Consider the following 14,070-nt stretch of genomic DNA (forward strand, 5'->3'; position numbering starts at 1 on the left):
CGTCTTGTGTTAACCGGCTGACGGCGGATTCCGTCGTGAGCGCATCCACTTAGCCAGTCAACGCAAGATGGCGCACAGACAAATTTCTCATCATGGGAAAATCAGCCGCGCAGGTGCGCCGCAACCGGACGAGAGACTCATGAGCGACAAGGCCGTCATCACCTGCGCGCTGAACGGCGTGCTTACCGACCCGAAGCAGCACAATGTTCCGGTGACGCCGGAAGAGATGGCGCGCGAGGCCAAGGCCGCGTTCAACGCCGGCGCCAGCATCATGCACATCCATCTGCGCCAGCAGGAGCCGAACAAGGGCCACCTGCCGTCGTGGGATGTCAGCGTCAGCAAGGAAATCCAGCAGGCGATCCGTGAGGCCTGCCCCGGCGTCATCATCAACCACACCACCGGCACCTCCGGTCCGCACTACCAGGGCGCGCTCGACTGCGTGCGCGAGACCAAACCCGAGATCGCCGCCTGCAACGCCGGCTCGCTGAACTATCTGAAGGTCAAGGCCGACAACACCTGGGCGTGGCCGCCGATGATGTTCGATAACGCGGTCGAGAAGGTGCAGGATTATCTCGACGTGATGAAGGCCGCCGGCACCATTCCCGAATTCGAGTGCTTCGACGTCGGCATCGTGCGCTGCGTCGGGATGTACCGGCAGACCGGAATGTATTCCGGCCCGCTCGAATACAATTTCGTCATGGGTGTCGCCTCGGGCATGCCGGCCGATCCGGAGCTGTTGCCGATCCTGCTCAAGCTGAAGGCGCCGGATGCGCATTGGCAGGTCACCGCGATCGGCCGCGCCGAGATCTGGCCGCTGCACCAGCGCGCCGCAGACCTCGGTGGCCATCTGCGCAGCGGGCTGGAGGACACGTTCTATCTCGGCGACGGCACCAAGGTGACGTCGAACGGGCAGCTCGTCGAAGGGCTCGCCGCCTGCGCGCGGCGCGCCGGCCGCGAGATCGCGAGCCCTGCGGAAGCGCGGAAGATTTTCGGGGTCAGGCACTGACGTCATTCCGGGGCGCGCGCAGCGCGAGCCCGGAATCCATAACCACGATCGTGAGTATGGATTCCGGGCTCAGCCCTGCGGGCTGCCCCGGAATGACAGCGGGGAGTAACGAGCTATGCACAATCTCGCAGCAACCGGCGGCGTCACCAGGCCGGGCCGCATCGGGCGGGTCGCGATCGGCGACCTCCTCAAGCGCGCCGCGCGGCGGTTTCCGGATCGCGTCGCGCTGACCGATGGCACTAGGCAAGTCACCTTCACCGAGCTCGAGCGCGACGCCAATCGCTTCGCCAATCATCTGGTGCAGCGCGGGCTGAAGCCGGGCGAGAAGATCTCGACGATCTGCAACAACTCGGTCGAGTTCGTCAAAGCGCTGTTCGGCATCCACCGCGCCGGTCTGGTCTGGGTACCGATCAACACCATGCTCGGCCCGTCGGACATGGACTACATCCTCGGCCACGCCGAGGTCCGTTTTGCCGTCATCGACGACAATCTCCATGCCCAGGCCGACCGGCGCGCCGCGCTGGAAGCGCGCGGCATGGAGATGATCGCGATCGACCTGACCGGCAATGCCGGCAAGACCGGATTGTCGGAGTTCAACGGCCTGCTGGAAGGACAATCCGACGTCGAGCCCGACATCGAGATCAACGACCGCGATCTCGCGATGATCATCTATACGTCGGGTACCACGTCGCGGCCGAAGGGCGCGATGCATTGCCATCTCGCCGTGGTCATGGCCGTGATGAGCAACTGCATCGAGATGCAGCTCTCGCGCGATGACGGCATCACCGGGCAGTTTCCGCTGTTTCACTGTGCCGGCCACGTGCTGCTGCTCAGCTATCTCTCGGTCGGCGGCCGCATGGCGCTGATGCGCGGCTTCGATCCGGTGGTCTGCATGGAGGCGATCGTCCGCGACCGGTTGACCGTGTTCGTCGGCCTGTCGCTGATGTACCAGGCGATCCTCGATCATCCGCGCCGCCGCGAATACGATCTCACGGGCCTGCGCTGCTGCATCTACACCATGGCGCCGATGGGAAAGCCGCTGCTCGAACGCGCGATGGCGGACATGTGTCCGAACTTCGTGCTGACCAGCGGCCAGACCGAGATGTACCCGGCGACGACGATGTCGCGGCCGGAGGTGCAGCTTGAGCGCTTCGGCAATTACTGGGGCGAATCGCTGATCGTCAACGAGACCGCGATCATGGACGATAACGGCAACCTGCTGCCGCGCGGCGAGATCGGCGAGCTGGTGCATCGCGGGCCCAACGTGATGATGGGCTATTACAAGGACCCCAAGTCGACCGAGGAGGCGCGCAAGTTCGGCTGGCACCATACCGGCGATCTCGCCCTGATCGACGCGAATGGTGAGGTGTTGTTCCTCGATCGCAAGAAGGACATGATCAAGTCGGGCGGCGAGAACGTCGCCTCCGTCAAGATCGAGGAAACATTGCTGGCGCACCCCGCCGTGCAGAACGCCGCCGTGGTCGGCCTGCCGCACCCGCAATGGGGCGAGGCAGTCTGCGCCTTCGTCAAGCTGAAGCCCGGCGCGGTGGCCGACGAGGCCGCCATCGAGGCGCATTGCAGAAAGCACCTTGGCGGCTTCCAGGTGCCGAAGCTGGTGCGCATCCTCGAAGAGATGCCGATGACCGCGACCGGCAAGCTGCGTAAGGTCGAGCTGCGACAGCAGTACAGCGAGTATTTTGTGGAGCGCGCCTAGTGGCCATCATCGAGAACACCATCGCCACCGGCAGCGCCGCGTTCCAGGGCAATCGCGACGGCATGCTGGCGCTGATCGCCCGGATGCGCGCCCTGGAGGAGCGCACGCGCACCGCCTCCGCCGCGGCCAAGGACCGCTTCCACAAGCGCGGCCAACTGCTGCCGCGCGAGCGCGTCGCGCTGGTGCTCGATCCCGGCTCGCCGTTCCTCGAGCTCTCCACGCTCGCCGGCTACATGTTCGATGTGCCGGACGCGGACAAGAGCGTGCCCGGCGGCGGGCTGGTCGCCGGCATTGGCTTCGTCTCCGGCATTCGCTGCATGGTCAGCGCCAATGATGCCGGCATCGACGCCGGTGCGCTGCAACCTTACGGCCTCGACAAGACGCTGCGGGTGCAGGAGCTCGCGCTGGAGAACAAGCTGCCTTATGTGCAGCTGGTCGAAAGCGCCGGCGCCAACCTGCTGCGCTACCGCGTCGAGGATTTCGTCCGCGGCGGCAACATCTTCCGCAATTTGGCTCGGCTGTCGGCGGCGGGGCTTCCCGTCGTCACCGTGACGCACGGCTCTTCAACCGCGGGCGGTGCCTACCAGACCGGGCTCTCCGACTACATCGTGATGGTGCGTGGCCGTACCCGCGCCTTCCTTGCCGGGCCGCCCTTGCTCAAAGCCGCCACTGGCGAGATCGCGACCGAGGAGGAACTCGGCGGCGCTGAGATGCACACCCAGATCTCCGGCCTTGGCGATTATCTCGCCGAGGACGACCGCGACGCGCTGCGCATTGCGCGCGAGATCATGGCCAAGCTGCCTTGGGATCGGCTTCGGGACCAGCCGACGCCGGAACCGACTGCGTTCAAGCCGCCGCGTTATGACGCCGAGGAATTGCTCGGCATCATGCCGATGGATCACAAACGACCGGTCGACATGCGCCAGGCGATCGCGCGCTTCATCGACGATTCCGACTTCACCGAGTTCGGCGCCAATTACGGCCCGGCGACGGTCTGCGGCCATGCCCGTATCGAAGGGCAGGCTGTCGGCATCATCACCAACAACGGGCCGCTCGATGTGCCCGGCGCCAACAAGGCGACCCATTTCATCCAGGCTTGCTGCCAGTCGCGCACACCGATCCTCTACATGAACAACACCACCGGCTACATGGTCGGCCGCGCTTATGAAGAGGCGGGGATGATCAAGCACGGATCGAAGATGATCCAGGCCGTGACCTCGGCGACGGTGCCGCAGATCACGCTGTATTGCGGCGCCTCGTTCGGCGCCGGCAATTACGGCATGTGCGGCCGCGGCTTCCATCCGCGCTTCTGCTTCTCCTGGCCGAACGCCAAGACCGCGGTGATGGGCGGCGAGCAGGCCGCTGAAACCATGGCGATCGTCACCGAGGCGGCATCCGCGCGGCGCGGCAAACCGATCGAGAAGGAGAAGCTCGACGCCATGAAGGCGCAGATCACGGGTGTGTTCGACGGCCAGATGGACGTGTTCTCGACCAGCGCCCGCGTGCTCGATGACGGCGTGATCGATCCGCGCGATACGCGGACGGTGCTGTCAGAGGTGCTTTCGATCTGCCGCGAGTCCGAGGCGCGCAGCCCGCAGCGCATGCAGTTCTCGGTGGCACGGCCATGAGCGGTACCATCGTGAAGCGGACACCGTTCTTCAAGATCCTGATCGCCAATCGCGGCGAGATCGCGCTGCGCATCATGCATACGGCGCGGCGGCTCGGCTATGGCGTGGTCGCGGTCTATTCGGATGCCGACCGCGACGCACTGCATGTGCGTGAGGCCGATCAGGCGGTGCGGATCGGCGAGGCGCTGCCCGTGCAATCCTATCTGAAGATCGACGCGATCATCGCGGCCGCCAAGGCGAGCGGCGCCGGCGCGGTGCATCCCGGCTACGGCTTCCTCGCCGAGAACGAGGACTTTGCGCAGGCCTGCCGTGGCGCCGGGCTGGTGTTCATCGGTCCGTCGCCGGAAGCGATCCTTGCGATGGGCAACAAGGCCGGCGCCAAGGAGATCATGCAGAAGTCCGGCGTGCCCTGCGTGCCCGGCTATCAGGGCGCCGACCAGAGTGACGCGGTGATGCTGGCGGAAGCCAAGGCAATTGGTTTTCCGGTCATGATCAAGGCGGTCGCCGGCGGCGGCGGCCGCGGCATGCGGCTGGTCGCGGATGCCGCGGCGTTTCCTGATGCGCTGCGCAGTGCGCGGTCGGAGGCGCAGGGCGCGTTCGGCGATCCCACCGTCATCCTCGAGCGCGCAATCGTCGATCCCCGCCATATCGAGATCCAGGTGTTCGGCGATCGCTATGGCAACGCGGTCCATCTCGGCGAGCGCGATTGCTCGGTGCAGCGCAGGCATCAGAAGCTGATCGAGGAGGCCCCGTCGCCGGCGGTGACGCCGGAGCTGCGTGCACGGATGGGTGCGGTCGCAGTCCAGGCGGTCAAGGCAATTGGCTATGAGGGCGCCGGCACGCTGGAGTTCCTGCTCGATCGCGCCGGCAATTTCTACTTCATGGAGATGAACACGCGGCTGCAGGTCGAGCATCCCGTCACCGAGGCGATCACCGGGCTCGATCTGGTCGAATTGCAGATTCGTATTGCGAGAGGAGAACCGCTCGGCTTGAGGCAGGAGGACATCACCTTCTCAGGTCACGCCATCGAGGTGCGGCTCTGCTCGGAGGATGCTGGGCATGACTTCATGCCGCAATCCGGCACGATGGCGCGATGGCAGATGCCTGATGGCATCCGCGTCGAGCACGCGTTGCAGTCCGGCTCCGAGATCCCGCCGTTCTATGACTCGATGATCGCCAAGGTGATCAGCCACGGCGCGACCCGCGACGAGGCGCGCGGCAGACTGATCTGCGCGCTGGAGCAGGTCACGGCCTTCGGCGTCACCACCAATCAGGGTTTCCTGATCGACTGCCTGCGTCATCCGGTCTTTGCCAGGGGCGAGGCGACCACGGCTTTCATCGGCAACAACCGCGATGCGCTGCTGGCGCCGCGGCCCGATCGCGGCAGCGACCTCGCGCTCGCGGCGCTGCTGCTCTACGTCACCAATCCGCACGCGCCGCCATGGCAGCGCGGCCGCTCGCTGTCGGCGACATTCCCGCTCGGCCTGCGGATCGATCTCGGCCACGGCGTGCAGGAGATCGAGATATTTCGCGAGCGCGATGGCAGCTACCTCGCCACCCGAAATGGAGATCGCTTCAGCTTCGCGATCGATGAGCTGGACCAAGATAGCATCCGTTTCCATCACGACGGCTTGATGGAGCAGGCCAGGTTCCTGCGCGACGGCGATCGGCTCTGTATCCTGCATCGCGGTGTCCCACTGTCGGCGCGCGATTTCACCCTCGCACCGCCGGAGAGTGCTACGGCCGCCGGCGGCGATGGCAAGGTCCGCGCGGCCATGAACGGCCGGGTCGTCGCGGTGTTGGTGAAGGCGGGCGACAAGGTCGCGGCCGGCCAGCCGGTGATGACGCTGGAGGCGATGAAGATGGAGCACGTGCATACGGCGGGCGTCGCGGGCACGGTGTCGTCGATCGACGTCGCCGAGGGAGAGCAGGTGACGACGGGGAAGATCGTGGTGGAGATCGAGGCGGCGGCATAACGGCCGTCGTCCCGGCGGAGGCCGGGACCCATAACCACCGATGCTGATTGTTGAAGCGCGCTGGGGCCGCAGCTCGTTGCGGCAACGAACATTCGTGGCTATGGGTCCCGGCCTTCGCCGGGACGACGCTGAGCTATTGACTCCTTCCCGTGCCGTCATTCAGCCAGCAGGCAACTTGATGCGCGGTACCGGCCGCCTGCAGCGCGGGGCGCTCGGTCTTGCAGCGATCCATCGCGTAGCGGCAGCGGGTGTGGAAGGCGCAGCCCGAGGGCGGGTTGATCGGGCTCGGTACGTCGCCGTCGATCAGCGGCGTGAGCCGCTTGGCCTTGGGGTCGGCGATCGGCACCGAGGCGAGCAAGGCCAGGGTATACGGGTGGCGCGGATTGGCGAACAGCTCGTGCTTGTCGGCGATCTCGACAATGCGGCCGAGATACATCACGGCGACGCGGTGGCTGATATGGGCGACGACCGCGAGATCGTGCGCGATGAACAGGTAGGAAAAGTTCTGCTTGCGCTGCAGGTCGATCAACAGGTTGATCACCTGGGCCTGGATCGAGACGTCGAGCGCGGAGACCGGCTCGTCGCAGACGATCAGTCGCGGTCCGAGCGACAGCGCACGCGCAATGCAGATGCGCTGGCGCTGACCGCCGGAGAATTGATGCGGGAAATTCTTCATCTGGTCGGGCCGCAGACCGACCTGCTGGAACAACTCGGCGACACGCTCCTGCTTCTTCGCGCCGGTTGCGATGCCGTGCACGGTCAATGGTTCGCCGACGATATCGCCGGCTGTCATGCGCGGGTTGAGCGAGGCGAACGGATCTTGGAACACGATCTGCATCGAGCGGCGATACGGTCGCAGCGCGGTCTTGCTCAGCGGCGCGATGTCCTCGCCGTCCAGCCTGATGGCGCCGCTGGTCGGCTCGACCAGCCGAAGTACCGTGCGCGCCACCGTCGACTTGCCGCAGCCGGATTCGCCGACCAGGCCGAGCGTCTCGCCGGCGCCGAGCGAAAAGCTGACGCCGTCGACCGCATGCACGGTGCCGACCTGCCGGCGCAGCACACCGCCGCGCACTGCGTAGTGCTTGACGAGATCGGTGACTTCGAGGAGCGGGCGTTGCTCGGTCATGGCGCCCCCACCATCTCGCCGGCGCGCCAGCACGCCGCCCAGTGATTGCTCTTGACCTCGTCGAGCGGTGGATATTCCTGACGACAGCGGTCGACCGCGAGCTTGCAGCGCGGCGCGAAGGCGCAGCCCGGCGGCAGATTGGTCAGCGACGGCACCATGCCGGGAATTTCGGTCAGTCGCGCATCGGTCTTCGCGCCTAGCGCGATCACCGCCGGCATCGAGGCCATTAGCCCGCGGGTGTATGGATGCAGCGGCGTCTCGAACAGAGATTCGACGGTCGCTTCCTCGACCTTCTTGCCGGCATACATCACGATCACACGCTGCGCGGTTTGGGCGACGACGCCGAGGTCATGGGTGATCAGGATCAGCCCGGTGCCGAGCCGCTGCTGCAGATCGACGATCAGCGCCAGAATCTGCGCTTGGATGGTGACGTCGAGCGCCGTGGTCGGCTCGTCCGCGATCAACAGCGCCGGCCGGCACGCCAGCGCCATTGCGATCATGGCGCGCTGGCGCATGCCGCCGGAGAGCTGGTGCGGATATTCCTGCGCGCGACGCTCCGGCTCGGGGATGCGCACCAGCCGCAGCATGTCGACCGCCTGCGCCCACGCCTCCTTGCTGCTCATCTTCCGATGCAGGCGCACCGCCTCGGTGATCTGGTCGCCGATCCGCATCACCGGATTGAGCGAGGTCATCGGCTCCTGGAAGATCATCGAGATGCGGTTTCCTCTGACGGCGCGCATCGCGGCATCGTCGAGCTTCAGGAGGTCAGTACCCTCGAGCGTCACCGAGCCGCCGACGATGCGGCCGGGCGGATCGGGCACCAGGCGCATGATCGAGAGCGCGCTGACGCTCTTGCCGCAACCGGATTCGCCGACGATCGCGAGCGTCTCGCCGCGGCGAACCGAGAACGAGACGTCGTCGACCGCGCGGAACAGGCCGGAATTGGTGAAGAACACCGTCTGCAGGTTCTTCACGTCGAGAACCGTCTCTGCCGGAAGTGCCTCGCTCATCAGCCGCGCTGCCTCGGATCGAGGATGTCGCGCAGTGCGTCGCCGAACAGATTGGTGCCGAAAACCGCGAGACTGATCGCAATGCCGGGGAAGATCACCAGCCACGGCGCGGTGCGGACATATTCAGCGGCGGATTCCGACAGCATGCGGCCCCAGGACGGATAGGGCTCGGGGATTCCGAGGCCGAGGAACGAGAGCGACGCCTCGGTCAGGATGGTCGAGCCAAGCTGCGCGGTGGCGAGCACGATCAGCGGCGCGATCGTGTTGGGCAATACGTGGCGCAGCGCGATGCGCGTCTCGCTCATGCCGATCGATTTGGCGGCTTCCACGAACGGCTGTTCGCGCAGCGCCAGCGTGTTGGCGCGGATCACACGGGCAACCGTCGGGATCAAGGGAATGGCGATCGCAAGGATGACGTTCGGCAGCGACGGGCCGAGCGCCGCGGTCATGACAAGTGCGAGCACCAGTAGCGGCAGCGATTGCAGGATGTCGGTCACCCGCTGGAACACGAGGTCGACCCAGCCGGAGAGATAGCCGGACGTGAGGCCCACGATGACGCCGAGCGTGGCGCCCAAGGTCGTGGAGCCGATGCCGACCGCAAGCGAGATCCGTGCGCCATGGACGATGCGGCTCCAGACGTCGCGGCCGAACGAATCGGTGCCGAACCAGTGCAGCATGGAGGGCGCGGCAAGCCGGTGCGCAGAATCGACGGTGAGCGGATCGTAGCGGCTGATCAGATCGGCAAAGATCGCGGTCAGCAGGAACAGCAGCATGATAATCAGGCCGATGGTGCCGAGCACATGGCGCTGCGCGAGGAACGCAAGCCGCCCCCAGCCGCCGGTGGCGTTGGCCCCGGCGCGGCGCAGTTCGCTCTCGAAATTGATCGTTGCCACGTGCTCAGTCTCCGAACCGGATACGTGGGTCGATCACCGCATAGAGCATGTCGACGATGAAATTCACGACCACGACAACGACCGCGATGAACATCACGAGGTTCTGCACGATCGGGTAGTCGCGCCAGCGCAGCGCCTCGACCAGGAAGCGGGCGATGCCGGGGATGTTGAACACGGTCTCTGTGACGATAAGCCCGCCGATCAGGAACGCGGCCTCGATGCCGATCACGGTGATGACCGGCAGCACGGCGTTCTTCAGCGCGTGGTGATAGTTCACGGAGGCCTCGGAGGCGCCCTTGGCACGCGCGGTGCGGATGTAGTCCTGGCGCAGGATCTCCAGCATCGAGGAGCGGGTGATGCGCATGGTCAGCGCCGCGCTGCGGAAGCCGACCGCCATCGCCGGCACCGCATAGATGGTCAGCGCCTCGAGCCATGTCTTCGGGTTCGGATTGAAGATCGGCATGGTGCCGAACAGCGAGACCGAGGCCATCAGGATCAACAGGCCGAGCCAGAATGACGGTAGCGACAGACCACTCAGGCTGACGACGCGCAGCGCATAGTCGAGCTTCGAGCCCTGGTGCAAGGCGCTGATGACCCCGAGCGGAATGCCGATCGAGGCCGAGAACAACAGCGCCAGCCCCGCCAGCCGCGCGGTGATCGGAATCCGCGGCAGGATCTCCTCGAGCGCCGGCTTCTCGGAGACATAGGAATAGCCGAGGTCGCCGTGCAGCAGGCCGCCGATCCAGTGCAGATACTGGATCACGATCGGCTGGCTGAGGCCGAGCTCGCGCTCGAGATTGGCCTTGTCGGCGGGATCGACGAAGCCCGCGGCGTCGAACAGGATGTCGACGATGTTGCCCGGAACGACGCGCAGCAGCACGAAGATGATGACCGAGATCCCGAACAGGGTCACGAGCATCAGGAACAGCCGCCGCACGATATAGGCAAACACCCTGGCTCTCTCCCTGATCCCGAATCTTCTTCTGACGCGCTTTCTTGACGCGAACCGGTATCGACTTCGCTCGAAAACGCTACGCCTATTTGTCCAGCCAGACGTCCTCGTAGCGATAGCCGTTATAGGAGCTGTTGGACATGATCGTGACATTCTTCACGTACGGCTTCCAGCAGGTGCCGGTCCGGGCATGGAAGATGATCGGCCGCGCGACGTCTTCCTGCAGCTTCTTGTCGATCTCCCAGACCAGCTTCTTGCGCTTGTCGAGGTTGGTTTCCTCGGACTGCTGGTCGAACAACTTCTCGATGTCTTTGTTGCAATAGTTGGTGTAGTTGCGCTCGGAGCCGCAGGCATAGTTCTCGTAGAAGGATTGGTCCGGCTCGTCGACGGCGTTGCCGGTGAGGTTGAGGCCGAGCGAATAGTCCTTGCGTGCGATCTTCGGGAACCACTGCGCGGTGTCGACGACGTCAAGTTCGGCGTCGATATAGATGCTCTTGATCTGGTCGATCAGGATGATGGCGGGATCGCGGTACACCGCGATATTGCGGGTCGAGACCTTGATCTGCAGGTGCTTGTCGGGGCCATAGCCCGCCTTCTGCATCAGCTTGCGGGCTTCCTCGCGGTTTTTCTCGATGTCAGGACCGTAGCCTGGGATCTGCTCCAGCATGTCCTTCGGCATCGCCCACAAGCCGTCCGGTGCCGGCTCCATGGTGCCGCCGATGTCGCCCTGGCCCTCGAACATGATCTGGATGAAGGCCTTGCGGTCGAGCGCCAGCGCCAGCGCGCGGCGGATGTCCAGATTGTCGAATGGCGGTGCGCTCGAATTGATGATGATGTTGGTGGAGACGTTATTCGGTTCCACCACGCAGACCGCTTTGGGGTCCTGCGACTTGACGTCCTTCAGCAGCGGGATCGAGACCTCGGTCGGGAACGTCATGTCGAACTTGCCCGAGACGAAGCCGAGGATCGCGGTCGAGCGGTTGGTGATGATGGTGAACTCGATGCCGTCGAGATAGGGCAGGCCCTTCTTGAAGTAATCCGGGTTCTTGGTCAGCTTGATCGATTCGTTGGCCTTGAACTCGACGAACTTGAAGGGGCCGGTGCCGACGGGCTTGGTGCGCATCTCCGCCGGCGACACATGGCAGGGATAGACCGGCGAATACCCAGAGGCGAGCAGCGACAACAGCGCAGGCTGCGGCCGCTTCAGCCTGAACGACGCCTCATAGTCGCCGTTGGTGGTGACCTCGTCGACCTGGTCGTACCAGGACTTGCGCGGGTTCTGCCGGAACTTCTGCTGCGACTTGCCCATCAGCATGTCGAAGGTGCATTTGACGTCGGCCGCGGTGAACGGCTTGCCGTCGTGCCACTTCACGTCCTTGCGCAGCTTGAAGGTCAGCGTCTTGTTGTCGCCGCTCCAGGCCCAGCTCTCCGCAAGCTCGGGCCGGATCGTGTCGGCGCTGTTCTGCGCGATATGCTGGTCGAAGATGACGAGGTTGTTGAAGATCGGCATGAACGGAATGTTCACCGAATAGGTCGCGCCCTCGTGGATCGAGGCGCTGCCGGGGCTGTCGCGGTGATAGATCCTGAAGATGCCGCCGGATTTTGGCTCGGCTGCGCGTGAAACGTCGCTGATGGTCAGCACAGACAACACCGCGACGGCCAGCGCTTGCACGCTCCGCATGGTCCCCTCCACGAATTTCGGTCTCAATGGCCGATTGGCATCGACGATACCACGGTGAGGCTTTCGGGCAACCAGCGACGGCCGTGCGGGGATTGGCAATTCGGATGACGTGACAGCATTAAAATTTCAATGGACCGGGAATAATGGCTGTGATGGTGGGGAACTCAGTCTGTTTTGCAATGCAGCTGCGAGTCTTCGCTGGAGTTCGATTGCTGCTGCTGACGCGCGCGAAGTGAAATGTCTTGCGGTCAGCGACAGTTTGTCGCCGATATGATCTGCGGATCTAAACGTTCCCCGTCATCCTGAGGTGCGAGCGGAGCGAGCCTCGAAGGATGCACGGCCACCAGCCGGGCCGTTCATCCTTCGAGACGCGCTTCGCGCTCCTCAGGATGACGGTACAATGAGAACGTTGCCTCACTCCGCCGCCTGCGTTGAGGGCGGCCGCATGTTCGCGACACCGTCGGCCTCGGTCGCCGAGATCGTGGTACGGATCATCAGGCGGCCTTCATGCGCCGGCCAGGGGCGGCCGCGATGCATGGTGGCGCGGTTGTCCCACATCACGACGTCGCCCTGCTTCCATTGATGCAGATAGCTGACGCCGGGCGCGGTGGCGGCTTCGGTCAATTGCTCGATCAGCGCCTTGCCGGCATCGGCATCCATGCCTTCGACGCCATAGGCATGGGAGGCGAGATACAGCGCGCCGCGGCCGTTGACGGGATTGCGCCAGACCATGCGCCAGCATACCGGCGGCAGCGCATCGACTTCTTCAGTCGTCGCGAGCCCGGTTGCCACCTTGCTGCGCGAATGCGCGTAGGAGTGCCAGGCGAACGAGTTCTCCAGCCGCTTCGCGACGTCCTTGTCGAGCCGCTCGAAGGCCAGCCGCATCGAGACGAATTCGGTCTCGCCGCCATGCTCGGGGATGATGCGCGCGGACAGGATCGAGGTCAGCGCCGGTACGCGCTTGAAGGAGGAGTCGGTGTGCCAGAGCTGGTTGGCCTTGGCGCGCAGCTGCTGCCGATGGTCGGACGGAACCACCTTACCGTCGGGTCCGAAGGTCGACAGGATCACGAAATGCGAGCCGGTGCCCATCGAGCCGACCTTGGTCGTCTCGGGCGGGCCGAAGCGGCGCGAGAAGGCGAGCTGGATGTCGTCGCTGACCTCCTGGCCGCGGAACACCAGCACCGAGTGTTCCTCGAACGCCGCGCGCACTGCGGCATACACGGCATCGTGGGCTGCAACATCCGAAAGCGTGACGCCGCGCAGCTCGGCTCCGAATCCCTCGCGCAGTGGGATCACTTCCATCGGCAAATCCTCCCTGACTTTTCTTGTTGAGGCGAGGTTAGGGGAAAAGCCCGCCACGGGCAACGCGGCGCGTGCCGCCTCACCCCATCGCGATCAGATTGTGCCGTGCACGTCGGTCCGCGGCCTCCATGCGATGCGTGACGAAGGCGAACAGCGCCCAGCTCGAATGAAAGGCGACGCCGGCCAGAACCACGATCGCTCCGGGAATCGGGCCGATCGAGGCGCGGTCCCAGATCTCGCTCAGCGTGGTCAGCGGCAACGGGTGGATCGCCAGCTTGCCGTAATAGGCGATGGCCTGGATCGCGAAGATCCAGCCATAGGTCCGGCGCAGCCGCCGGCCGATCGCCCGGGCCAAGCTGATGTGGTAGCTCGGGTGGCGGTAGTCGTTGGCGAGCAGCTCGGTCCAGGCCGCGTTCGGCGTCGGACATTCGCCGCGGATCATCGGCGCGTAGAAATCGGTTTCGAGTAACCGCGCGCGGGCGCGCCAGACGTTGAAGTAGCGATAGCGCCGCGCCTCGAACAACAGGAAGACCGTGACCAGCAACCCGACCAGCACCATCGGCAAGGGCGAGGCCTCTGCGCTGCTGTAGGTCGCCGACAGCGCGATCCCGGTCGTGACAACCGCCCAGTTGGTGGAGCTGTCGAGGCGGGTACGCCAGACCGTGCTGCGGTAAACCTCGCCACGATAGAGATGGGCGAGCGCGCCGATCTCGGCAGCTGTGAATTCGAGCCTTCCGGCCTGTCCCGGCTCCGGCTCGCGCGGCTGGGGCGACGGCATGGCT

At 65.0% G+C, this 14,070-nt stretch carries 11 protein-coding genes; 4 read left to right on the top strand and 7 right to left on the bottom strand.

What is annotated here, in order from left to right:
• The first annotated feature begins 139 nt into the window (after nucleotides 1–139).
• The 4 genes from ACVIGA_RS24205 (at nucleotide 140) to ACVIGA_RS24220 (ending at nucleotide 6,324) form a co-directional block, all read left to right on the top strand.
• Nucleotides 140–1,006, top strand: a complete 867-nt coding sequence (locus ACVIGA_RS24205) for a 3-keto-5-aminohexanoate cleavage protein (protein WP_456668260.1) — start codon at nucleotides 140–142, stop codon at nucleotides 1,004–1,006.
• Nucleotides 1,007–1,121: 115 nt separating this feature from the next.
• Entirely contained in the window at nucleotides 1,122–2,720 is a 1,599-nt protein-coding gene (locus tag ACVIGA_RS24210; RefSeq protein ID WP_456668261.1) for an AMP-binding protein, read from the top strand.
• Nucleotides 2,720–4,348, top strand: coding sequence for an acyl-CoA carboxylase subunit beta (locus ACVIGA_RS24215; protein WP_456668262.1), 1,629 nt, complete (start codon nucleotides 2,720–2,722; stop codon nucleotides 4,346–4,348). Before ACVIGA_RS24210 ends, ACVIGA_RS24215 begins: the two co-directional genes overlap by 1 nt.
• On the top strand, nucleotides 4,345–6,324 hold the full coding sequence (locus tag ACVIGA_RS24220; RefSeq protein WP_456668263.1) for an acetyl/propionyl/methylcrotonyl-CoA carboxylase subunit alpha: 1,980 nt from the start codon (nucleotides 4,345–4,347) through the stop codon (nucleotides 6,322–6,324). The genes ACVIGA_RS24215 and ACVIGA_RS24220 overlap by 4 nt, the downstream gene beginning before the upstream one ends.
• 133 nt (nucleotides 6,325–6,457) lie before the next feature.
• Here the strand turns inward: ACVIGA_RS24220 and ACVIGA_RS24225 are convergent, their stop codons facing one another.
• The 7 genes from ACVIGA_RS24225 to ACVIGA_RS24255 form a co-directional block, all read right to left on the bottom strand.
• Entirely contained in the window at nucleotides 6,458–7,450 is a 993-nt protein-coding gene (locus ACVIGA_RS24225; protein ID WP_456668264.1) for an ABC transporter ATP-binding protein, read from the bottom strand.
• The gene (locus ACVIGA_RS24230) at nucleotides 7,447–8,460 is read right to left on the bottom strand and encodes an ABC transporter ATP-binding protein (protein WP_456668265.1); all 1,014 of its coding nucleotides are present in this window, start codon (nucleotides 8,458–8,460) and stop codon (nucleotides 7,447–7,449) included. The genes ACVIGA_RS24225 and ACVIGA_RS24230 overlap by 4 nt, the downstream gene beginning before the upstream one ends.
• Nucleotides 8,460–9,353, bottom strand: a complete 894-nt coding sequence (locus tag ACVIGA_RS24235) for an ABC transporter permease (RefSeq protein ID WP_456668266.1) — start codon at nucleotides 9,351–9,353, stop codon at nucleotides 8,460–8,462. The genes ACVIGA_RS24230 and ACVIGA_RS24235 overlap by 1 nt, the downstream gene beginning before the upstream one ends.
• Before the next feature lie 4 nt (nucleotides 9,354–9,357).
• On the bottom strand, nucleotides 9,358–10,305 hold the full coding sequence (locus tag ACVIGA_RS24240) for an ABC transporter permease (RefSeq protein ID WP_456668267.1): 948 nt from the start codon (nucleotides 10,303–10,305) through the stop codon (nucleotides 9,358–9,360).
• 85 nt (nucleotides 10,306–10,390) lie between these two features.
• Complete coding sequence (locus ACVIGA_RS24245) at nucleotides 10,391–11,986, bottom strand: ABC transporter substrate-binding protein (RefSeq protein ID WP_456668268.1); 1,596 nt, start codon at nucleotides 11,984–11,986, stop codon at nucleotides 10,391–10,393.
• Nucleotides 11,987–12,400: 414 nt separating this feature from the next.
• Nucleotides 12,401–13,288 (bottom strand): TauD/TfdA dioxygenase family protein, encoded by an 888-nt coding sequence (locus ACVIGA_RS24250; RefSeq protein WP_456668269.1) that lies wholly within the window; start codon nucleotides 13,286–13,288, stop codon nucleotides 12,401–12,403.
• A gap of 79 nt (nucleotides 13,289–13,367) precedes the next feature.
• Complete coding sequence (locus ACVIGA_RS24255) at nucleotides 13,368–14,066, bottom strand: DUF2270 domain-containing protein (RefSeq protein ID WP_456668270.1); 699 nt, start codon at nucleotides 14,064–14,066, stop codon at nucleotides 13,368–13,370.
• Nucleotides 14,067–14,070: the final 4 nt, after the last annotated feature.

This window comes from Bradyrhizobium sp. USDA 3240, assembly GCF_054063295.1.

Bases quoted from the DNA above. Each gene is read 5' to 3' on its own strand.
- ACVIGA_RS24205 (WP_456668260.1), top strand. From the start codon at position 140: ATGAGCGACAAGGCCGTCATCACCTGCGCGCTGAACGGCGTGCTTACC.
- ACVIGA_RS24210 (WP_456668261.1), top strand. From the start codon at position 1,122: ATGCACAATCTCGCAGCAACCGGCGGCGTCACCAGGCCGGGCCGCATC.
- ACVIGA_RS24220 (WP_456668263.1), top strand. From the start codon at position 4,345: ATGAGCGGTACCATCGTGAAGCGGACACCGTTCTTCAAGATCCTGATC.
- ACVIGA_RS24225 (WP_456668264.1), bottom strand. From the start codon at position 7,450: ATGACCGAGCAACGCCCGCTCCTCGAAGTCACCGATCTCGTCAAGCAC.
- ACVIGA_RS24230 (WP_456668265.1), bottom strand. From the start codon at position 8,460: ATGAGCGAGGCACTTCCGGCAGAGACGGTTCTCGACGTGAAGAACCTG.
- ACVIGA_RS24245 (WP_456668268.1), bottom strand. From the start codon at position 11,986: ATGCGGAGCGTGCAAGCGCTGGCCGTCGCGGTGTTGTCTGTGCTGACC.
- ACVIGA_RS24250 (WP_456668269.1), bottom strand. From the start codon at position 13,288: ATGGAAGTGATCCCACTGCGCGAGGGATTCGGAGCCGAGCTGCGCGGC.
- ACVIGA_RS24255 (WP_456668270.1), bottom strand. From the start codon at position 14,066: ATGCCGTCGCCCCAGCCGCGCGAGCCGGAGCCGGGACAGGCCGGAAGG.